This is a genomic window from Kitasatospora sp. NBC_01539, assembly GCF_045040525.1.
GTDB lineage: Bacteria > Actinomycetota > Actinomycetes > Streptomycetales > Streptomycetaceae > Kitasatospora.
In genome coordinates, this window is the sequence record NZ_CP109390.1 from 1,114,662 (window position 1) to 1,138,833 (window position 24,172).

Consider the following 24,172-nt stretch of genomic DNA (forward strand, 5'->3'; position numbering starts at 1 on the left):
TCAGTCCTCCTGGGGGGAAAGGGTGGTGTCACGGGCGTCGCGGGTGGCGCCGGCGATCCTGGCGGCCAGGATCGGTCCGATCTGGGCCAGCGAGCCCGCCTGGGTCATCTGGTCGTGGCGGGTGGTGATCTCGTGCGATTCGATCCGGCCCGCGATGTACGGGCGCCAGACCTCCGGACCGGCGTCGTCGTCGCCCCGGTCGATCGTGGAGTTGAACAGCAGCAGGTCCCCGTCGTACCGGCCGGGGACGAAGTCGACCGCCAGCTTCGCGTTGTTGATCATGATCTGGACGATCACCTCGATCTGCCGCTCGTTCAGGCCGGCCAGCGCGCTGCCGCGCCGGTTCAGCACCTCGGCGACCTCGGCGTAGGTGATCTCCCGGTCTCCCAGTTCGTCCGGGTCGACGTCGAGCACCCCGACGAGCACGTCCCGCACGGTGGGTACCGGCTCCTCCTCGAACCGCACGTCCTTCACCGGGTAGGCGTCGAGGATCGCCAGCAGTGCGGTCCGTTCGCCGCGCGCCTGGAGTTCGCAGGCCAGCGCGTGGGCGATCAGTCCGCCCGCGGACCAGCCGAGCAGCAGGTACGGGCCCTGCGGCTGGACCTTCTGGACGTGGTCGGCGTAGTCGGCCGCCATCCCCTCGTAGGAGGTCGGCAGCGGTTCGGGCCGGCCGAGGCCGCGCGCCTGGAGCGCGTAGACCGGGTGCTGCGGGCCGAGGTGGTTCAGCAGCCCGCTGTAGGACCAGCTGATGCCGCCGCCGGGGTGGACGCAGAACAGCGGGGTGTCCGGCCCGGTCGAGCGCAGTGGCAGCAGCACGTCCAGTGCGTCGGCCTGGTCGTCCATGGCGAGGCGTTCGGTGAGCCCGGCCACGGTCGGCGCCTCGAACAGCATCCGCAGCCCCAGTTCCAGACCGAGGGTCTCGCGGACCCGGGAGGCCAACCGGGCGGCCAGCAGCGAGTGCCCGCCCAGGTCGAAGAAGCCGTCGTCGATGCCCACCTGCTCCCGGCCGAGGACTTCGGCGAACAGGCCGCACAGCAGTTGTTCCTGCGGCGTCCGGGGGCCGCGTCCGGCGCTCGACACTCCGTAGTCGGGGGCGGGCAGGGCGGCCCGGTCGAGCTTGCCGTTGGCGGTCAGCGGCAGCGCGTCCACGACGACGAACGCCGCCGGCACCATGTAGTCGGGCAGGTCGCGGCGCAGCCGGGTGGACAGTTCGGCCGTCTCGGGCCCGCCTTCGGGGGCGGGCACCAGGTAGGCGACCAGCCGCTTGTCGCCCGGCCGGTCCTCGCGGGCGACCACCGCCGCCTGGGCGATGTCGGGGCAGGCCGCCAGGACGGCTTCGATCTCTCCGGGCTCGATTCGCAGACCGCGCAGTTTGACCTGGTGGTCGACGCGTCCGGCGAAGTCGAGCGTCCCGTCGGGAAGCCACCGGGCGAGGTCGCCGGTGCGGTACATCCGGCGTCCGGCCGGCCCGTACGGGTCGGCGGTGAAGCGCTCCGCCGTCAGGCCGGGTCGGCCGAGGTAGCCGCGGGCCACGCCCGTCCCCGCGAGGTACAGCTCGCCGACCATGCCGGTGGGCACCGGTTGCAGCCGGTCGTCGAGCACGTAGGTGCGCATGTTCGCCATCGGGCCGCCGATCGGCACGGTCGCGGCGTTCTCGGGGAGGTCGTTCACGAGGTGGCGGGTGGCCAGGGTGGTGGCCTCGGTGGGCCCGTAGCCGTTGACCACCTCGATGCCGGGGCAGGCGGCGAGCACCCGGGCGGCGGCGGCCGGGGAGACCACGTCGCCGCCGGTCCACACCTCGCGCACCCCGGCGAGCAGGGCCGGGCGTTCCTCGGCGACCAGCCGGAACAGTCCGGCGGTCAGCCACAGTCCGGTCACCCCGTGCGTGGCGATCGTGTGCTGCAGCAGGTCGAGGTCGAGCTGCTCGGGCGGGGCGACCACGACCCGGCCTCCGTTGAGCAGCGGCACCCACAGCTCGTAGGTCGAGAGGTCGAAGGCCGTCGGGGAGTGCATCAGTACCCGCTCGTGCCCGCCGCCGCGCCATTCGGAGCTCAGTGCGAGGCCCGCGACGTCGCGGTGGGTGACGGCCACGCCCTTCGGCCGCCCGGTGGAGCCGGAGGTGTACATGATGTACGCCAACTGGTCGGTTTCGCAGGGGACTTCGGCGTCGGACGGGTCGGCGGCCGCGGACTGCTCCAGTGCGGTGAGCACCTCCGGGGTGAGCACCAGGGCGGCTCCGCTCTCCCGCATGATCAGCTCGATCCGGGAGGAGGGGAAACGCGGGTCCAGCGGCACGTAGGCGCCGCCCGCCTTGACGATCGCCAGAATCGCCACGACCAGCTCCGCCGAGCGGGGCAGCATGACCGCGACCGGCGTCTCCGGCCGCACGCCGTGGCGGACCAGCGTCCCCGCCAGGCGGCCGGCCCGCCGGTCGAGCTCCGCGTAGGTCAGCCCGGTACCGCCCGCCACGACCGCGAGTGCGTCCGGGCTGGCCCGCACCTGGTGGGCGAACAGCTCCGGGAGCGGGGCCGTCGGCAGCTGTGCGGCGGTGTCGTTGAAGCCGTGCAGCAGGCGGTGGCGTTCCGCACCGGACATCAGGTCGATCCGGCTGATCGGCCGGTCCGGGTCGGCGGCGGCCGCGCGCAGCAGGCGGGCCAGGCGTTCGAACAGGAGCTCCACGGTGGGCCCGTCGAACAGGTCGGTGGCGTACTCCACCGCGCCGACCAGGCCGTCCGCGATGGGGGCACCTCCCGGGCCGCCAGGCCCGGGGGGACCGTCCGGGCGGAACTGCTCGGCCAGGCTGAACGTCAGGTCGACCCGGGAGGTCCCGGTCGGCGCCTCCAGGTGGCCGGTCTCCAGCCCCGGCAGCGCGAACTCGCCGAGCGGCGCGTTCTGCAGGGCCAGCATGACCTGGAACAGCGGGTGGTGGGCCAGCGACCGCACCGGGTTGGCCACCTCGACCAGGTACTCGAACGGCACGTCCTGGTGGTCGTACGCGGTGAGCGCCTTCTGCCGGACCCGGCCGAGCAGTTCGGCGAAGGACGGGTCGCCGCCGGTGTCGGTGCGCAGCACCAGGGTGTTGACGAAGAACCCGACGAGCTCGTCCAGCGCCTGGTCGGTACGGCCGGCGATCGGGCTGCCGATCGGGATGTCCGTGCCGGCGCCGAGCCGGGTGAGCAGCGCGGCGAGGCCGGCCTGGAGCACCATGAACATGCTGGCACCGCGCGCGGCGGCCAGATCCCGCAGGGCCTGGTGCAGTTCGGGGTCCATCCGGACCACGACCCGGTCGCCCCGCTGGGAGGCCACCGGCGGCCGGGGCCGGTCGGCGGGTAGTTGCAGCTGCTGCGGCAGGTCGGCCAGCTCGCCCTTCCAGTAGCCGAGTTGGCGGGCGAACAGGCTGTCCGGGTCGGCGGTGTCGCCGAGCAGGTCGCGCTGCCACAGCGTGTAGTCCGCGTACTGCACGGGCAGCGGGGGCCACTGCGGCTCCTCGCCCCGGCAGCGCGCCGCGTAGGCGGTCGCGAGGTCGCCGGAGAGCGGCCCCATCGACCAGCCGTCGGCGGCGATGTGGTGCACCACGACCAGCAGGACGTGCCGGTCGGGGGTGAGGGCGTACAGCTCGGCCCGCACCGGTGGTTCCGTGGCCAGGTCGAAGCCGCGCCGGGCGGCGGCCGCCAGCCGATCGGCCAGCCGGCTCTCGTCGAGCTCGACCACCGGCAGCGCCGGACGGGCCTGGGAGGCGTCCAGCACGACCTGGTACGGGACGCCGTCGGTCTCACGGAAGACCGTTCGCAGGCTCTCGTGCCGGGCGATCACGTCGGCGAGTGCGGCGTGCAGGGCCGGCCGGTCGAGGCGACCGGTCAGGCTCAGCGCGAGCGGCATGTTGTAGGTGGCGCTCGGCCCGTCCATCCGGTGCAGGAACCACAGGCGGCGCTGGGCGAAGGACAGTTCGACGCGCTCCTGGCGGGGCCGGGCGGTGAGCGTGGGCCGCGCCGTGCCGGAGCCGTCGAGGCGGGCCGCCAGGGCGGCCACGGTCGGGGTCTCGAACAGGGTGCGGACCTCCAGCTCCGCGCCGAGGGTCGCCCGGACGCGGGAGGCGAGGCGGGTCGCCAGCAGCGAGTGCCCGCCGAGGTCGAAGAAGCTGTCCTCGACGCCGACCTGGGCCAGGCCGAGCACCTCGGCGAACAGCTCGGCGAGGAGCTGTTCCTGCGGGGTGCGCGGCGCCCGCCCGGCTCCGGCCGGGCCGGGGTCGGGGGCGGGCAGGGCCCGGCGGTCGAGTTTGCCGTTGGCCGTCAGCGGCAGTGCTTCCAGCGCCACGAACGCAGCCGGGACCAGGTGGTCGGGCAGCCGCCCGCGCAGCCAGTCACGCAGTTCGCCGAGCAGGGTGCCGGTGCCGCGGCTGCCGACCGGGCGGTTGGTCAGCGCCGACAGCGCCCGGCCGGCGGTGCCGGCCGACGGGAACGGTACGGCCGGGGAGCCGTGGTGAGTCCGCGGGTCGGCGAGGACGACGTCCAGGGCGTCGGCCGCGGTGGCCGACCAGGTGACGCCCACCCGGCGGTCGAACTCCGCGCCGAGGGCGTGGAAGTCGTCCGGGTCGGGGAGGTCTCCGTCCTCCGGGGCGTGCAGCCGCTCCAGCAGCTCGGCGAGCGTCCCGTCGCCGTCCTGCACGGCCCGGGCCAGGGCGGCTTCCCGCACGACGCGGCGGTTCGGCACCCCGGTGATCCGCAGCACCTCGGCGGGCGGCTGGGCGAGGAGTTCGCGCAGCTCGTCCAGTCCGGCGACCTGCCGTCCCCATGCCAGCTCGACGGTCCGGCCCCGGGCCGCCGGGGCGACCGGCGGCTTGTGCAGCGTCACGTCGTAGCGGTAGCGGGTCAGTTCGTTGTGGTGGCGTCCTCGCTTGACCTCCACCGCCACCGCCCCGATGTCCGGGCCGTGCTCGCGCAGGGCGGTGAAGAAGTCCGGGTCGACCAGGAGTTCCTTCTCCACCCGGACGGCCTGCTCCACCGCGCGGCGCACCGCCGCGAGGTCGGCGCCGTCGCCGGTGCGGTGCAGCTGGACGGCGGTGGCCAGCGGGCGCAGCAGCCGCAGGTTGCGGACGTCTCCGACGAAGAGCGCGCCACCGGGGGCGAGCAGCCGCATCAGCTTCCCGATCACGTCCGCGAGGTAGTCGGCGGACGGGAAGTACTGAACCACCGAGTTGACCACGATGGTGTCGAACTCCCCGGCCGGCAGCCCGTCGGTGTCGTGCGCCGGCCGGGTCTGCAGCACCACGCGCCCGGCCAGCCGCTCCTCCCTAGCCACTTGGGCGCTCAGGGCGTCGATCGCGGTGGCGGAGAAGTCGGTCGCCCAGTAGGTCTCGCAGTGCGGCGCGACCTGCGAGAGCAGCAGACCGGTGCCGACGCCGACCTCCAGCACCCGGCGCGGGCGCAGGGCCAGGATGCGGGCCACGGTGGCGTCCCGCCACTCCCGCATCTGCTCGACGGGGATCGGGCTCGCGTCGTAACTGCTGTTCCAGCCGACGAAGTTCTGGCCGAAGGCGGCCTCCTCGGGGGCGATGGGCAGGGCGTCGTAGATGTCCTGCCACTCGCCCACGTGGTCCGCCTCCAGCCCGCTGTCCCGGGCCGCGTCCTGGCGCGGGACGACGTAGCCGACGAGCCGGTCGTCCCGGGCGAGGACGGCGGCCTGGGCGACGGCGGGGTGCCCGGCCAGTGCGGCCTCGACCTCGCCGAGTTCGACGCGGAAGCCGCGGACCTTGACCTGGTCGTCGGCGCGGCCGACGTACTCCAACTGCCCGTCGGCCCGGCGCCGTACCAGGTCGCCGGTGCGGTACATCCTCCCTCCTTGCCCGCCGTCGGGCAGGAGGGGCCCACCAGCTCCGAACGGGCAGGCGACGAACCGCCCGGCCGTCAGGCCCGGCCGGTCCAGGTAGCCACGCGCCAGACCCGCGCCCGCGACGTACAACTCCCCCACCACGCCCGGCGGTACCGGTTGCAGCCGGTCGTCCAGGACGTACACCCGGGCGTTGGCGATCGGTCGGCCGATCGACGGCACGCCGGAGCCCGGGGACAGCGGGTCGCTCATGGTCGCGCACACCGTGGTCTCGGTCGGACCGTACGCGTTGATCATCCGCCGGCCGGGCGCCCACCGCGCCACCAGCTCCGGCGGGCACGCCTCACCCGCCACCACCAGCGTCGACACCGTCACCGAGCCGTCCGGCACGGCGGCGAGGACGGACGGGGGCACCGTCGCGTGGGTGACGCGCAGGGCCGGGTCGGTCAGTGCGGCGAGCGGATCGGTCGCAGGGGGCAGCACCAGGGTGGCGCCGCCCAGCAGGGCGGTGCAGATCTCCGACACCGAGGCGTCGAAGCTGGGCGAGGCGAACTGGAGCACCCGGCTGTCGGGTTCGATCGCGAAGCGCTCGATCTGGGCGGCGACCAGACTCGCCACACCGCCGTGGCTCACCACGACGCCCTTGGGGCGGCCGGTCGAACCCGAGGTGTAGATCACGTACGCCGGGTGCCGGACGTCGAACACGACCTGCGGGTCGCTCTCCGGCCAGTCGCCCTCGTTCACCATCGCCGGGTCGTCGACCACCAGCGCCGGACGGGCGTCCTCCACCATGTACGCGATCCGCGCCCGCGGGTACGCCGGATCCACCGGCAGGTACGCCGCCCCGGCCTTCAGCACGCCCAGGACCGCCACCACCGACTCCACCGACCGCGGCAGCGCCACCGCCACCACCCGCTCCGGCCCCACCCCACGAGCGATCAGCGCATGCGCGAACCGGTTCGCCCGCACATCCACCTCCGCGTACGTCAACTCGACGTCACCACGGACCAGCGCCACCGCGTCCGGCGTCGCCGCCACCCGCGCCGCGAAGGCCTGTGGCACCGGGACGGCGTTCACGTTCCGGGCGGTCGCGTTGTCGCGTTCCAGCAGCCGGTTCCGCTCGTCGGCGTCCAGGAGGTCGATCCCTCCGATCGGCTGCTCCGGGTCGGCGGTGACGGCCTCCAGCAGGAGCGTCCAGCGCCGGACCAGGGCTGCGACCGTCGAGCGGTCGAACAGGTCGGTGGCGTACTCGACCGCGCCGGCGATGCCTGCCGGGCTCCCGTCCGGGCCGAACTGCTCGACCATGCTCACGCCGAGGTCGAACTTGGCGGTTCCGGTCGCGACCGCGTAGGTGGCGACGTCCAGACCGGGCAGCGAGAAGCGGCCCATCGGCGCGTTCTGCACGGCCAGGATGGTCTGGAACAGCGGGTGGTGGGAGAGCGAGCGGGACGGGTTCAGCGCCTCCACCAGGTGCTCGAACGGCACGTCCTGGTGCGCGTACGCCGACAGCGCCGTCTCCCGCACCCGGCCCAGCAGTTCGACGAAGGACGGGTCGCCACCGGTGTCCGTGCGCAGCACCAGCGTGTTGACGAAGAACCCGACCAGGTCGTCCAGCGCCTCGTCCGTGCGCCCCGCGATCGGGCTGCCGATCGGGATGTCCGTGCCCGCGCCCAACCGCGTGTACAGCGCGGCCAGCGCCGCCTGCAGCACCATGAACAGGCTCGTGCCGGTGGTGCGCGCCAACTCCACCAGTGCGGCGTGCAGTTCGGCGCCGAGCTCCAGGCCGAGGTGGTCTCCGTGCCAGCCCGCGACGGCGGGGCGCGGCCGGTCGGCGGGCAGCGGAAGCAGCTCCGGCAGGTCGGACAGCTGCCGCTTCCAGTAGTCGAGCTGCTCGGCGAACCGGCTGTGCGGGTCGGCAGCGTCGCCGAGCAGCTCGCGCTGCCACAGGGTGTAGTCGCCGTACTGCACCGGCAGGGGCGCCCGGTCCGCCGTCCGGCCCTCGCAGCGGGCCGCGTACGCCTCGGCGAGGTCGCGGGCCAGCGGCCCGGTGGACCAGCCGTCGGCGGCGATGTGGTGCATGACCAGCAGCAGCACGTGCTCGTCCGGCGCGAGGGCGAACAGCTCCGCCCGCAACGGCGGCTGCGTCGCCAGGTCGAAGGGCTGCCGGGCGGACTCGGCGAGCCGCTGCGGCAGTTCGTCCTGCGTCACCGCGGTGGGCCGGGTCCGGAGGCGGACCGCGTCCGGGTCCAGCACGCGCTGGCAGGGTACGCCGTCGACCTCGGAGAACACCGTTCGCAGGCTCTCGTGCCGGGCCACCACGTCGGCCAGCGCCTGGTCCAGCGCGGGCCGGTCGAGCGTTCCGGTCAGGTGGAGTGCCAGCGGGATGTGGTAGGTCGCGGCGGCGGCGTCCATGCGGTGCAGGAACCAGAGGCGGCGCTGGGCGAAGGACAGCGGCACCGCCTCGGGCCGTTCCTGCGCGGTCAGTGCCGGGCGGGTGCGACCGGCCCCGGCCAGTTGCCCGGCCAGGCCGGCCACGGTGGGTGCCTGGAAGAGGGTGCGCAGCCCGAGCTCCACGCCGAGCACCGAGCGCACCCTGGCGGCCAGCCGGGTGGCGAGCAGGGAGTGCCCGCCCAGGTCGAAGAAGTCGTCGTCGACCGAGACCCGTGGCACGTCGAGCACCTCGGCGAACAGCTCGGCGAGGATCTGCTCCTGCGGAGTGCGCGGCGCCCGGCCGCTGCCGGTGTGGGCGCTTTCGGGCGCGGGCAGCGCCGCCCGGTCCAGCTTCCCGTTCGGCGTCAGCGGCAGCGCGTCCAGCACCGCGAGGACGGTCGGCACCAGGTAGTCCGGCAGCCGCTCACGCAGGTGCGCCGCCAGCTCTGCGGAACGGACGGACCGGCCCGGACGGACCGTCACGTAGCCGACGAGCCGGTCGTCCCGGGCGAGGACGGCGGCCTGGGCGACGGCGGGGTGCCCGGCCAGTGCGGCCTCGACCTCGCCGAGTTCGACGCGGAAGCCGCGGACCTTGACCTGGTCGTCGGCGCGGCCGACGTACTCCAACTGCCCGTCGGCCCGGCGCCGCACCAGATCCCCAGTGCGGTACATCCGCGCGCCCTCCGTGCCGAACGGGCAGGCGACGAACCGCCCGGCCGTCAGGCCCGGCCGGTCCAGGTAGCCGCGCGCCAGACCCGCGCCCGCGACGTACAACTCCCCCACCACGCCCGGCGGTACCGGCTGCAGCCGGTCGTCCAGGACGTACACCCGGAAGCCCGCGACCGGCCGGCCGATCGACGGCACGCCGGAGCCCGGGGACAGCGGGTCGCTCATGGTCGCGCACACCGTGGTCTCGGTCGGACCGTACGCGTTGATCATCCGCCGACCGGGCGCCCACCGCGCCACCAGCTCCGGCGGGCACGCCTCACCCGCCACCACCAGGGTGGTGGCCGTGAGGTCGGTGCTCTCCAGCGCGGCCAGGGCCGAAGGCGGGAGCGTCACGTGGGTGACGTCCAGCCGGCGGTCCGTCAGGGCCTCCAGCGGGGACTCGGCGGGTGCCAGGACGAGGGCGGCACCGGTGAGCAGCGCGCTGCACAGGTCCCAGAAGGACGCGTCGAAGCTGGGCGAGGCGAACTGGAGCACCCGGCTGCCCGGCGCCACGCCGAGCCGCTCGGCCTGCGCCGCCACCAGGCCCGACACGCCGGCGTGGCTCACCACGACGCCCTTGGGGCGGCCGGTCGAACCCGAGGTGTAGATCACGTACGCCGGGTGCCGGACGTCGAACACGACCTGCGGGTCGCTCTCCGGCCAGTCGCCCTCGTTCACCATCGCCGGGTCGTCGACCACCAGCGCCGGACGGGCGTCCTCCACCATGTACGCGATCCGCGCCCGCGGGTACGCCGGATCCACCGGCAGGTACGCCGCCCCGGCCTTCAGCACGCCCAGGACCGCCAACACCGACTCCACCGACCGCGGCAGCGCCACCGCCACCACCCGCTCCGGCCCCACCCCACGGGCGATCAGCGCATGCGCGAACCGGTTCGCCCGCACATCCAACTGACGATACGTCAGTTCATCGCCGTCGCCCACCAGCGCCACCGCGTCCGGCGTCGCCGCCACCCGCGCCGCGAACAGCTCCGGCAGGCTCGCCCCGGCCGTCCCGGCCTCGGCGGCGGGCAGCAGCTCGCGGCGTTCCTCGGCGGACAGCAGGTCGATCCCGCCGATCGGCCGGTCGGGCGCGGCGGCGACCGCGGCCAGCAGCCGCAGCCACCGGGCGGCCAGGGCCTCGACCGTCGGGCGGTCGAACAGGTCGGTGCTGTACTCGACCGCGCCGCTGAGTCCGGCCGGCGTGCCGTCGGGGGCGTGCTCCTCCGCGAACCCGAAGGTCAGGTCGAGGCGGGCGGTCCCGGTGAGCACGGCCATCCCGGAGACCTTCAGGCCGGGCAGGTCGAAGTCGCCACCGGGCGCGTTCTGCACGACCAGCCCGGTCTGGTACAGCGGGTGGTGGGAGAGCGAGCGGGACGGGTTCAGTGCCTCCACCAGGTGCTCGAACGGCACGTCCTGGTGCGCGTACGCCGACAGCGCCGTCTCCCGCACCCGGCCCAGCAGTTCGGCGAAGGACGGGTCGCCACCGGTGTCCGTGCGCAGCACCAGCGTGTTGATGAAGAACCCGACCAGGTCGTCCAGCGCCTCGTCGGTGCGGCCGGCGACCGGGCTGCCGATCGGGATGTCCGTGCCCGCGCCCAACCGCGTGTACAGCGCGGCCAGCGCCGCCTGCAGCACCATGAACATGGTCGTCCCCGAGCGGCGCGCCAACTCCACCAGCGCGGTGTGCAGTTCGGCGTCGATCCGGAGCTCCAGCAGGTCGCCGCCGTACGACATGGTGGCCGGGCGCGGCCGGTCGGCGGGCAGCTGCAGCTGCTCGGGCAGTCCGGCCAGCGCCTGCCTCCAGTAGCCGACCTGGCGGGCGAACACGCTGGTGGTGTCGTGCTCGTCGCCGAGGATCTCGTGCTGCCACAGGGTGTAGTCGCCGTACTGCACCGGCAGGGGCGGCAACTCCGGTGCCCGGCCGCCCTGCCGGGCGGTGTAGGCGGCGGCCAGGTCGCGGGCCAGCGGGCCCATGGACCAGCCGTCCCCGACGATGTGGTGCATGACCAGCAGCAGCACGTGCTCGTCCGCCGAGAGCTCGAACAGCTCCGCCCGCAGCGGCACGTCCGAGGTCAGGTCGAAGCCGCGCACCGCCGCCTCGCGCAGCAGGGCGGGCACCTCCGCCTCGGCGGCCGCGCGCACGGCCAGCGGGACGGCGGCCTCGGCGGGTGCCAGCACCCGCTGGTGCGGGATTCCGGCGGTGTGCGGGAAGACCGTGCGCAGGGTCTCGTGCCGGGCCACCACGTCCGCGAGCGCGGCGTCCAGCGCGGCCCGGTCGAGGTCGCCGGACAGCCGCAGGGCCAGCGGCATGTGGTAGGTGGCGCTGGGCATGCCGAACTGCTGGAGGAACCAGAGCCGGCGCTGGGCGAACGACAGCGGCATCGGTTCGCGGCGGGGCCGGGGCACCAGGGCCTGCCGGGCGGTGCCGGCGTCGTGCAGTCCGGACGCCAGCCCGGCGGGGGTCGGGGTGCGGAACAGGGCGCGCAGCTCCAGCTCGACCCCGAGGGTCACCCGGACGCGGGAGGCCAACCGGGTGGCGAGCAGGGAGTGGCCGCCCAGCGCGAAGAAGTCCTCGTCGACGCCGACCCGGGCGAGGCCCAGCACCTCGGCGAACAACGCGCACAGGATCTGCTCCTGCGGCGTGCGCGGCGCCCGGCCGCCTGCCGCCGCACCGGGCTCCGGCGCGGGCAGCGCCGCCCGGTCCAGCTTCCCGTTCGGGGTCAGCGGCAGCGCGTCCAGCAGCACGAACGCGGACGGCACCAGGTAGTCCGGCACCCGCTCGCGCAGGTACGCGGCGAGTGCCGCCGCGGTCGTCCCGCTCCCGTCCGAGGGGACGACGTACGCGACGAGCCTGGTCTCCCCCGGCCGGTCCTCGCGGGCGAGCACCGCGACCTGGGCGACGCCCGGGTACGCGGTCAGCTCGGCCTCGATCTCGCCCGGTTCGACCCGGAACCCGCGGACCTTGACCTGGTGGTCCACCCGGCCGGCGAACTCCAGCTCGCCTCCCCCGGCCTCCGGCCGGGGGGACCCCCAGGCGCGCCAGCGCACCAGGTCGCCGGTGCGGTACATCCGCGTGCCGGGCGGACCGAACGGGTCGGCGACGAAGCGCCCGGCACTGAGCCCGGGCCGGTTCAGGTAACCGCGGGCCAGGCCCGCTCCGGCCAGGTACAGCTCGCCCAGCACGCCCGGGGCGACCGGTCGCAGGGCCTGGTCCAGCACGTACACCCGGCAGTTGGTGATCGGTCGGCCGATCGGGACCGGCAGCGGGCAGTCGGGGTCGGCCGGGAGCGCGTAGGCGGTGATGACATGGGTCTCGGCGGGCCCGTAGTGGTTGTGCAGCACCCGGCCCGGTCGGCGGGCCCGGAAGCGTCGCACGGCACCGCCCAGCCGCATCGCCTCGCCGGCCTGGGCGACCAGCCGCAGGTGCGGCAGGTCCAGCCCGGCCTCCTCGGCGGCCTCGGCCAGCGCCTCGACCACCAGGTTGGGGGCGAACAGCTCCTCGACCCGGTGCCGGTCCAGCCAGTGCGCGAACAGCTCGGCGCTGCGACGCTGCTCCTCGGTCGGCACCACGAGGGTCTTGCCGTACAGCAGCGCGGACAGCACCTCCTGTACCGAGACGTCGAAGCTGATCGCGGTGAACTGCGCGGTGCGGGTGCCCGGTTCGCCGCCGACGGTCCGGTGGTGCCAGGCCAGCAGGTTCAGCAGTCCGGCGGCGGGCATCACCACGGCCTTGGGACGGCCGGTGGAACCGGAGGTGTAGATGACGTACGCCGGGTGCCGGGCGTCCACGGGGACGGCCGGGTCGTGCTCCGGCAGGTCCCCGGCCGGGGTGGCGGCCGCGGGGTCGTCGAGCACCACGGCGGGGCGGGCGTCCTCCAGCATGTACGCGATGCGGGCGGCCGGGTAGTCCGGGTCGACCGGCAGGTACGCCGCGCCCGTCTTGAGCACCGCGAGGACGGCGACCACCAGCTCGGCCGAGCGCGGCAGCCGCAGCGCGACGACCTGCTCCGGGCCCACGCCGCGCGCGATCAGCGCGTGGGCCAGGCGGTTGGCCCGACGGTTCAGCTCGCGGTAGGTCAGGACGGTGTCCCCGAGGACGACCGCCGGGGCCTGCGGGGTCTCCCGCGCCCACGCCTCGAACAGCGCGGGCAGGGTGGTCTCGGGAGCCGGACGGCCGGTGTCGTTGCGGGCGACCAGCAGCTCGTGCCGCTCCTCGGCGGTGAGGACGTCGATCCGGCTCAGTGGACGCTGCGGTTCGGCGACGACCGCCGCCAGCAGCCGCAGCCACCGGGCGACCAGGGCCTCCACCGTGGCGGGGTCGAACAGGTCGGTGCTGTACTCGACCCGTCCGACGATGCCCTCGGCCGGGCCGCCGGTGCCGCCGCGCTCCAGCAGGTGGAAGCCGAGGTCGAACATCGTGGTCGGCGTCCGCACCAGGACGATCTCGGCGGCCAGGCCGTCCAGCGCGAACTCGGTGCCGGGCACGTTCTGCAGCGCGAGCAGCACCTGGAACAGCGGCTGGCGGGCCAGCGAGCGGGAGGGGTTGAGCGCCTCGACGACGTGCTCGAACGGCAGGTCCTGGTGCGCGTACGCGCCGAGCGCGGCCTCCCGGACCCGGACCAGCAGTTCGGCGAAGGACGGGTCGCCGCCGGTGTCCGTGCGGAGCACGAGGGTGTTGACGAAGAACCCGACGAGGTCGTCCAGCGCCTGGTCGGTCCGGCCGGCGATCAGGCTGCCGACCGGGATGTCCGTGCCCGCGCCGAGCTTGTCCAGCAGCGAGGCCAGGGCGGCCTGCATCACCATGTAGACGCTGGCGCCGTGCTCCCGGCCCAGCCTGACCAGTCCGGCGTGCAGGTCGGCGTCCAGTTCGACCGCCAGGTGGCCGCCGGCGTGGGAGGGGACCGCGGGACGGTGCCGGTCGGCGGGGAGCCGGATCTGCTCCGGCAGGTCCGCCAGCGTCCTCGTCCAGTAGGCCGTCTGACGGGCGGACAGGCTGTGCGGGTCGGCCGCGTCGCCGAGCAGCCGCTGCTGCCACAGGGTGTAGTCGGCGTACTGCACGGGCAGCGGCGCCCACCCCGGCTCCTCGCCCCGGCGGCGCGCCGCGTACGCGGTGGCCAGGTCGGCGGCCAGCGGGCCCAGCGACCAGCCGTCGCCCGCGATGTGGTGCATGACCAGCAGCAGCACGTGCTCGTCCGCCGAGAGCTCGAACACCTCGGCGCGCAGCGGCGGTTCGGCCGCGAGGTCGAATCCGCGCGCGGCGGCTCCCGCCAGCAGCTCCCGCAGGGACCGCTCGTCGGTCGGGGTGACCGCCAGTGTGGGCCGCGCCTCCCCGACGGCCAGCACCTGCTGGTGGGGCACGCCGTCCACGGCCGGGAAGACCGTGCGCAGTGTCTCGTGCCGGTCGGCGAGGTCGCCCAGCGCCGCCTCCAGGGCCGCCAGGTCCAGCGGTCCGGTGAGCCGCCACGCGAGCGGCATGTTGTAGACCGAGTCCGCGCCCTCCAGTTGGCGCAGGAACCACAGCCGCCGCTGGGCGGACGACAGCGGCACCGTCGCGGGCCGCTCCGCCCGCTCCAGGGCGAGCCGGGCCCGGTCCGCGCCGCCCAGCCCGGCGGCCAGCCCGGCCACGGTGGGGGTGCGGAACAGGGCGCGCAGCTCCAGCTCGACCCCGAGGGTCGTCCTGGCCCGGGCGACCAGGCGGGTGGCGAGCAGGGAGTGCCCGCCGAGGTCGAAGAAGTCGTCGTCGACACCGACCCGTGGCAGGCCCAGCACCTCGGCGAACAGCCCGGCGAGCACCTGCTCCTGCGGGGTGTGGGGTGCCCGGCCGGTCGGCGTCGCGGTGGACTCGGGCTCGGGCAGGGCGCGCCGGTCCAGCTTGCCGTTCGGGGTCAGCGGCAGGACGTCGAGGCAGACGAACGCGGCGGGCACCATGTAGTCCGGCAGCCGCTCGCGCAGGTGCGCCCGCAGCTCCTCGGGCCGGAGCTCCGCACCGGTGGCGGGTTGCAGGTAGGCGACCAGGCGGGGGTCCTGTGCCCGGTCCTGCCGGACGATCACGGCGGCCCGGGCGACCTGCGGGTGCTCGGCGAGGACGGCCTCGATCTCGCCGAGCTCCACCCGGAAGCCGCGGACCTTGACCTGGTCGTCGGTGCGGCCGAGGAACTCCAGGTTCCGGTCCGCGTTCCAGCGCACCAGGTCGCCGGTGCGGTACATCCTCCCTCCTCGCCCGCCATCGGGCAGGAGGGGCCCATCCCCGGCCGGACCGAACGGATCCGCCACGAACCGCCCGGCCGTCAGACCCGGCCGGTCCAGGTAGCCGCGCGCCAGGCCCGCCCCGGCGATGTACAACTCACCCGGCACACCGGCCGGCACCGGCTGCAGCGCACCGTCGAGCACGTACAGCCGGACTCCGCCGAGCGGTCGGCCGATCACCTGCCGCGGGCTCGAACCCAGCGGCGCGAAGACCGAGTCCACCGTGCACTCGGACGGCCCGTAGTAGTTCACGGAGGACACTCCCCCGGCGGCCCGCAGCCGCTCCCACAGCTGCTCGGGGACGGCCTCCCCGCCCAGCCCGATCATCGAGGGGCGCCACTGCGGGTGGTCCAGCAGGCCGTGGTCGACGAGGACCTGCAGGTAGGAGGGAGTGCCGCCGACGGTGTCCAGCCCGGTCCGCACGGCGTACGCGAGGTAGGCGTCCGGGTCGGTCCAGGTCGCCTCGTCCAGGACGTGCAGCTCGTGGCCCGCGAAGAGGGCGAACAGCTGGTCGCAGGAGGCGTCGAAGGACACGGACGTGGTCAGCCCCATCCGTACCCGCGCTCCCGTCGGGGAGACCAGCGGGCCCTGGTTGGCGAACAGGTTGAGCAGGCCGCCGTGCGTCACCACGACGCCCTTGGGCCGGCCGGTGGAGCCGGAGGTGTAGATGACGTACGCCGGGTGGCTCGGGTCGACGACCGCCATCGGGTCCGTCCCCGGGCAGGACGCCACCAGAGCGGCCGCCTCCGGGGCGTCGAGCACCAGCCGGTCGACGGAACCCACCCCCGGCAACCGCTCCACGGACGCCGTATCGGTGACCACCAGAGCCGGCCGGGCATCCTCCAACAGATACCCGACCCGGGCCGCCGGATACCCCGGATCCACCGGCACGTACGCCGCACCGCTCTTCAGCACCGCCAGAATCGCCACCACCAGCTCCACCGAACGCGGCAGCACCACCGCCACCAGCCGCTCCGGCCCCGCACCCCGCCCGATCAACGCATGCGCCAACCGGTTCGCCCGCGCATCCAACTCCGCATACGTCAACGACACCTCCGGCCCCACCACCGCCAGAGCATCCGGCACCGCCCGCACCTGCGCCCGGAACAACCCCGACAGGCTTTCGGCGACATCCTGGACCACCGGCCCGGCACCCAGCACCGCCAACTCACCACGCTCCTCCGCCGTGAGCAGGCCGAGTCGGCTGAGCCGCCGCCGAGGGTCGGCGACCGCGGCCCGCAGCAGCCGCTCCCACTGCCCGATCATCGTCTCGACGGTGTCCGGGTCGTACAGGTCGCCGGTGTACTCGACGGACCCCTCGATCCCTCCCGGGGTGGGGGCACCTCCCTGGCCGTCGGGCCCGAGGGGACCGTCCTGCGCGTGCCGCTCGGACATGGTGAAGATCAGGTCGAGCTTGGCGGTGGTCGACGCCGACGGCAGGTCCTCGACGTGCAGCCCGGGCGGCGCGAAGTCGGCCCGGGGCGCGTTCTGCAGCACCAGCATGACCTGGAACAGCGGGTGGTGCGCCAGCGACCGGGACGGGTTCAGGACCTCGACCAGGTACTCGAACGGGAGGTCCTGGTGGGCGTATCCGGCCAGCGAGGTGTCCCGGACCCGGCCCAGCAGCTCGGTGAACGTCGGGTCGCCCGAGGTGTCGGTGCGGAAGACCAGGGTGTTGACGAAGTAGCCGACCAACTCGTCCTGCGCCTGGTCGGTGCGGCCGGCGACGGGGCTGCCGACGGGGATGTCGTCGCCCGCGCCGAGCTTGCTCAACAACGTCGCCAGGCCGGCCTGGAGCACCATGAACAGACTGGTCCCGTGCGCGCGGGCGAGTTCGCGCAGGCCGCGGTGCAGTTCGGCGTCCAGCCCGACGCGCACGGAGCCGCCCCGGTGCGAGGCGACCGCCGGGCGGGGCCGGTCGGTGGGCAGCTGGATCCGCTCCGGCAGGCCGACCAGCTGCCGGGTCCAGTAGTCCGCCTGGCCCGCGAACAGGCTGCCGCGGTCGGCCGCGTCACCGAGCAGTTCGTGCTGCCACAGGGTGTAGTCGGCGTACTGCACGGGCAGCGGTGCCCACCGCGGCTCCTCGCCGCGGCGGCGCGCCGCGTAGGCGGCGGTCAGCCCCTGCACGAGCGGGCCCAGTGACCAGCCGTCGCCAGCGATGTGGTGGAGCACCAGGTGGAAGACGTGCTCGTCCGGCGCCAGTTCGAAGAGCTCGACCCGCAGCGGCACGTCGGCCGCCAGGTCGAACAGGCGGTCCTTCGTTTCCGCCATGGCGGCCGGCAGTTCGGCTTCGGTGGTCCGGTGCACGCGTAGCCGCGGTCGGGCCGCCACCGCGTCCAGCACCCGCTGGTGCGGCACACCGTCCACCGCCGGGAAGACGGTGCGCAGGCTCTCGTGCCGCTCGACCACGTCCGCCACGGCGGCCTCCAGCGCCCGCCGGTCCAGTGCGCCGGACAGCCGCCAGGCCAGTGAGATGTGGTAGTTCGCGCCGGCGCCCTCCAGCTGGTGCAGGAACCACAGCCGCCGCTGCGCGAAGGACAGCGGCACCACCGCGGGGCGCTCGCGCCGCACCAGGGCGGTCTGGGCAGGCCTGGCCGCCGCCAGGGCGGCGGCCAGGCCCTCCGGGGTCGGCGCCTCGAACAGGGCGCGCAGCGGCATCTCCACGCCGAGCGTCGCGCGGATCCGGGCGGCCAGGCGGGTGGCGAGCAGCGAGTGCCCGCCCAGGTCGAAGAACCCGTCCTCGACGCCGGCCGACGCCACGCCCAGGACCTCGGCGAACAGCTCGCAGAGGATCTGCTCCTGCGGGGTGCGCGGCGCGCGGGAGGCGGTCGCCGGGGCGAGGTCGGGGGCGGGAAGGGCCCGGTGGTCCAGCTTGCCGTTGACGGTCAGCGGCAGCGCGTCCAGCGCGACGAACGCCGACGGCAGCATGTACTCTGGCAGCCGCTCGCGCAGGTGCGCCCGCAGGTCGGCCGGGCTCGGCGCGGCGCCCGCGGCGGGCACCAGGTAGGCGGCCAGCCGGGTGTCGTCGGCCCGGTCCTGCCGGGCCAGGACGGCGACCTGGGCGACGCCGGGATGGGCGGCCAGCGCCGCCTCGATCTCGCCGAGCTCGATCCGGAAGCCGCGCACCTTCACCTGCTGGTCGGCGCGGCCGACGTAGCGCAGGCTGCCGTCCGCCCCTCGGCGCACGACGTCGCCGCTGCGGTACATCCGCGACCCCGGCGGCCCGAACGGGTCCGCCACGAACCGCCCGGCGGTCAGGCCGGGCCGGTTCAGGTAGCCGCGTGCCAGGCCCGGGCCCGCGACGTACAGCTCGCCGGGCACGCCCGGGGCCACCGGCCGCAGGCCGGCGTCGAGCACGTACGCCCGCAGGTCCGGGAGGGGTGTGCCGACCTGGCCGGCGGCGGTGCCGGAGCGGTCGAGCGCCGCGTACGTGACGTGCACGGTGGTCTCGGTGATGCCGTACATGTTGACCAGCAGCGGCGCGTCCTGCGGGTGCCGGTCGTACCAGCTCGCCAACCGGGCGTGCTCCAGCGCCTCGCCGCCGAACACCATGGTGCGCAGGGCGAGTCGGCGGCCCGTCTCAGGGGCCTCCGCGTCCGCCTGCATGAGCTGGTAGAAGGCGGACGGCGTCTGGTTGAGCACCGTCACCCGCTCGCGGGCGAGCAGTTCCAGGAACCGTCCTGGCGAGCGGCTGGTCTCGTGGTCCACGACGACCAGGCGGCCGCCGTGCAGCAGCGGGCCCCACAGCTCCCACACCGAGAAGTCGAAGGCGTAGGAGTGGAAGAACGTCCAGACGTCCTCGGCGGAGAAGCCGAACAGCTCCCGGGTGGTGTCGAACAGGCGCACCACGTTGCGGTGCGGGACGACCACGCCCTTGGGGTTGCCGGTGGAGCCGGAGGTGTGGATGACGTAGGCGGCGCTGCCCGGGTCGACGGCGACCGCCGGGTCGGTGTCCGGCAGCCCGTCCAGGTCCGCGGTGTCCAGCGGCAGCCGGTCCACGTGCTCGGCCCCCGGCAGCTCTCCGGTCCGGCTCGTCGTCACGAGCAGCGCGGGCCGGGTGTCCTGGAGCAGGTAGGCGATCCGGGCGGCCGGGTACTCCGGGTCCACCGGGACGTACGCGGCGCCGGCCTTGAGCACCGCGAGCACGGCGACGACCAGCTCCGCCGAGCGCGGCAGGGCCAGCGCCACCAGTTGCTCCGGCCCCACCCCGCGGTCGATCAGGGCGTGCGCCAGCCGGTTGGCGCGGGCGTTCAACTCGCCGTACGTCAGGTGGACTTCGCCGTCGGTGAGGGCGGTCGCGCCCGGGTTCGCCCGCACCTGCCGCTCGAACAGCGCGGGCAGGCCGTTCTCCGGGAGCTTCCCGGCCCGGTCGGCGGCGGTCGGCAGCAGGGCCCGGAGTTCGTCGGCGGACAGCACGTCCACCCGGCCGATCCGCCGGTCGGGGTCGGCGGCGACGGCGCGCAGCAGCCGCAGCCAGCGCTCGACGATCCCGCTGACGGTGGCCGCGTCGAACAGGTCGGTGCTGTACTCCACCACGCCCGACAGGCCGTCCGCGCCGGGCTGTTCGGCCAGGACGAAGGTCAGGTCGCACTTGGCCGTCCCGGTGGGGACCAGGTCGGCCGCCACCCGCAGCCGCGGCAGGTCGAAGGTGCCGGACGGCGTGTTCTGCAGGGTGAGCATGGTCTGGAACAGCGGGTGGTGCGCGAGCGTCCGGGTCGGGTTGAGGGCCTCGACGAGGTGCTCGAACGGCACGTCCTGGTGTGCGTACGCGGCCAGCGCGTCGGAGCGCACCCGGCCCAGCAGTTGGGTGAACGACGGGTCGCCGGACAGGTCGGTGCGCAGCACCAGGGTGTTGACGAAGCAGCCGACCAGGTCGTCCAGGGCCTCGTCGGTGCGTCCCGCGATCGGTGTGCCGATCGGGACGTCGGTGCCGGCGCCGAGCTTGCCCAGCAGGGCGGCCAGGCCGGCCTGGAGCACCATGAAGAGGCTGGCTCCGCCGTCGCGGGCGAGGGCGCGCAGGCCCTGGTGCAGTTCGGCGTCGATCCGCACCGGCAGCTGGGCGCCCCGATAGGACATCGCCGTCGGCCGGGGCCGGTCGAAGGGCAGCTCGACCTGCTCGGGAAGGTCGGCCAACTGCTGGCGCCAGTAGTTCAGTTGGCTGTTGATCAGGCTGTCCGGGTCGGTGGCGTCACCGAGCAGTTCCCGCTGCCAGAGGGTGTAGTCGGCGTACTGGACCGGCAGGGGTTGCCACTGCGGCTTCGACCCCTCGCTGCGGGCCGCGTAGGCGGCCGCCAGGTCCCGCGAGAGCGGACCCGTCGACCAGCCGTCACCGGCGATGTGGTGCACCACCAGCAGCAGCACGTGCTGCTCGGGGCCGAGCTCGAACAGTTCGGCGCGCAGCGGCGGCTCCTCGGCGAGCTCGAAGCCGTGCCGTGCCGCCTCCGCCAGCCGGTCCGCCAGGTCGTGTTCGCCGGTCTCGGTCACCCTCAGCCGCGGCCGGGCCGCGTCGGGGTCGAGCACGACCTGGCACGGCACGCCGTCGACCACCGGGAAGACGGTGCGCAGGCTCTCGTGCCGTTCGACCACGTCCGCCAGGGCGGCCTGCAGGGCGTGCTGGTCCAGGCTTCCGGAGAGCCGCAGCGCCAGCGGGATGTTGTAGGTGGCGCTCGGGCCCTCCATGCGGTGCAGGAACCACAGGCGGCGCTGCGCGAAGGACGGCGGGACCGCCTCGGGCCGCTCGCCCGCCGCGAGCGCGGGTCGCGCCCGGCCCGCGACGTCCACCGCCGCCGCCAGTTCCGCGACGGTCGGTGCGTCGAACAGGTCGCGCAGCCGCAACTCCACGCCCAGCACCGAGCGGGCCCGGGCGACCAGGCGGGTGGCGAGCAGGGAGTGCCCGCCGAGGTCGAAGAAGTCGTCGTCGACACCGACCCGTGGCAGGCCCAGCACCTCGGCGAACAGCCCGGCGAGCACCTGCTCCTGCGGGGTGTGGGGTGCCCGGCCGGTCGGCGTCGCGGTGGACTCGGGCTCGGGCAGGGCGCGCCGGTCCAGCTTGCCGTTCGGGGTCAGCGGCAGGACGTCGAGGCAGACGAACGCGGCGGGCACCATGTAGTCCGGCAGCCGCTCGCGCAGGTGCGCCCGCAGCTCCTCGGGCCGGAGCTCCGCACCGGTGGCGGGTTGCAGGTAGGCGACCAGGCGGGGGTCCTGTGCCCGGTCCTGCCGGACGATCACGGCGGCCCGGGCGACCTGCGGGTGCTCGGCGAGGACGGCCTCGATCTCGCCGAGCTCCACCCGGAAGCCGCGGACCTTGACCTGGTCGTCGGTGCGGCCGAGGAACTCCAGGTTCCGGTCCGCGTTCCAGCGCACCAGGTCGCCGGTGCGGTACATCCTCCCTCCTCGCCCGCCATCGGGCAGGAGGGGCCCATCCCCGGCCGGACCGAACGGATCCGCCACGAACCGCCCGGCCGTCAGACCCGGCCGGTCCAGGTAGCCGCGCGCCAGGCCCGCCCCGGCGATGTACAACTCACCCGGCACACCGGCCGGCACCGGCTGCAGCGCACCGTCGAGCACGTACAGCCGGGTGTTGGTGACGGGTCGGCCGATGACCGGGCGCGAGCTCGAACCCACGGACGCGGTCACCGGGTTGACGGTGCACTCGGACGGCCCGTAGAGGTTGAGGCAGGACACTCCCTCGGCCGCCCGCAGCCGCTCCCACAGCCCCTCAGGGACGGCCTCGCCGCCCGCGGCGACCACCGACGGCCGCCACCCCCGGCTGCCCAGCAGGCCGTGGTCGACGAGGTCGTGCAGGTAGGAGGGGGTGGCTTCGACGTAGTCCAGGCCGCAGCGCCGCGCGTAATCGACGAAGGCGTCCGGGTCGGTCCAGGTCGCCTCGTCCAGGACGTGCAGCTCGTGGCCCGCGAACAGGGCGAGCAGCTGGTTCCACGAGGCGTCGAACGACACCGACGTGGTCAGGGCCACCCGCTGCCGCCGCCGTGCGTCGACCACGGGTGGGAGGTGCACCTGCCGGAGGTCGGTGAGCAGGTTGAGCAGGCCGCCGTGCGTCACCACGACGCCCTTGGGCCGGCCGGTGGAGCCGGAGGTGTAGATGACGTACGCCGGGTGGCTCGGGTCGACGACCGCCATCGGGTCCGTCCCCGGGCAGGACGCCACCAGAGCGGCCGCCTCCGGGGCGTCGAGCACCAGCCGGTCGACGGAACCCACCCCCGGCAACCGCTCCACGGACGCCGTGTCGGTGACCACCAGAGCCGGCCGGGCATCCTCCAGCAGATACCCGACCCGGGCCGCCGGATACCCCGGATCCACCGGCACGTACGCCGCACCGCTCTTCAGCACCGCCAGAATCGCCACCACCAGCTCCACCGAACGCGGCAGCACCACCGCCACCAGCCGCTCCGGCCCCGCACCCCGCCCGATCAGCGCGTGCGCCAACCGGTTCGCCCGCGCATCCAACTCCGCATACGTCAACGACACCTCCGGCCCCACCACCGCCAGAGCATCCGGCACCGCCCGCACCTGCGCCCGGAACAACCCCGACAGGCTCGCGCCGACGTCACGGACCACCGGCCCGGTACCCAGCACCGCCAACTCACCACGCTCCTCCGCCGTGAGCAGGCCGATCCTGCCGACCGTCTCGTCCGGGTCGCAGTCCGCGACGGCGTCGAGCAGGGCGAGCAGCCGCTGCTGGTGTGCGGCGAGGTCGTCGTCGCCGTACCCCTCCGGGGCGCCGTGCAGCCTGAGCAGCGGGGGGTTGCCGTCCCGGTAGTCGAACACCCAGACGGCCAGGTCGGTGGTCGACCCCGACACGAAGTGGTGCACCGAGGCGGGGTGCCCGGCGAAGCTCGGCCTGGCGTTGAAGGCCATGATGTTGACGATCAGCGGGAACGCCGTCCCGATGCCGCCGGACGCGCCGAGGTCGCGCAGCAGGTCCTCGCTGCGGTAGCGCTCGTGCGCGACGGCCGCGTCGACCTCCCCCGCCACCTGTGCGACGAGTTCGCCCCACGGCATGTCCGGTCGCACGGTCAGCCGCAGGGGCACCACGTTGGACATCGTGCCGGGCACGGACATCAGCTGGCGGTCGGTGCCCCGGCGGGCGGTGACGGGGAGGGCGAGCACCACGTCCCGGGCGCCGCTCAGCCGGTGGGCGTAGAGCGCCGTCGCGGCGACCACCAGCCGGGACCACCGGACACCGGCCCGGCCCGCCGCCGCCCGCAGCGCCTCGGGGCTGCGCAGTTCCCGTTCCCCGGCCAGGCGCAGGGCCTGGTGCGGGTCGGTCACGGAGGTGCCGGCGAGCCGGGTCGGGGCGGGCAGGTCGGCGAAGCGCCCGGTCCAGTAGGAGCGGTCGGCGGTGAAGTCGGCCGACGAACGGTAAGCGGCGTCGCTGTCGACCAGGTCCCGCAGCGGGCCGAACGGGCAGGGCGGAACCGCGACGTCCTCGGCCAGTGCCGAGTACACCTCGCCGACCCGCTGCCGGACCATGGAACTGCTGATCGCGTCCAGCACCACGTGGTGGTAGTTGAGGTACCAGAGGAACTCGGTCGGCGACAGCCGGATCAGCGCGTGGCCGAACAGCGGGTCCCGGGTGAGGTCCAGCGGGCGGGCCAGGTCCCGTTCCATCCATGCCATGGCCGCCGCCCGGGGGTCCGGTTCCGCGCCGAGGTCGAGGTGCGCGGGTGCCCAGTCCCAGGTCTCGCGGAGGATCTGGCGCGGGCCCTCACCGCCGTCGACGAAGGTCACGTGCAGGGCGTCGACCTCGTCGACCACCCGGCGCAGCGCGGCTTCGAACAGCTCCGGATCGACCGGTCCGTGGATCTCCAGACACTCACCGACGCGGTAGCCCGGGACCGCCGTCCGGGAGCTCTGCTCGGCGAGCCAGATCTCCCGCTGGGCCGCGGTCAGGGGCAGGACGTCGCCGTCGCGGCGGGGCGGGCGGGACATGGGGTACCTC

At 74.6% G+C, this 24,172-nt stretch carries 1 protein-coding gene; it reads right to left on the reverse strand.

The genetic code is table 11. From position 1 onward, the window contains the following. Entirely contained in the window at nt 1-24,162 is a 24,162-nt protein-coding gene (locus OG335_RS04845) for a non-ribosomal peptide synthase/polyketide synthase (RefSeq protein ID WP_405009735.1), read from the reverse strand. Between the last annotated feature and the right edge of the window lie 10 nt (nt 24,163-24,172).

Excerpts from the sequence above, each read along its gene's own strand:
- OG335_RS04845 (WP_405009735.1), bottom strand. The coding sequence starts at position 24,162 with ATGTCCCGCCCGCCCCGCCGCGACGGCGACGTCCTGCCCCTGACCGCG.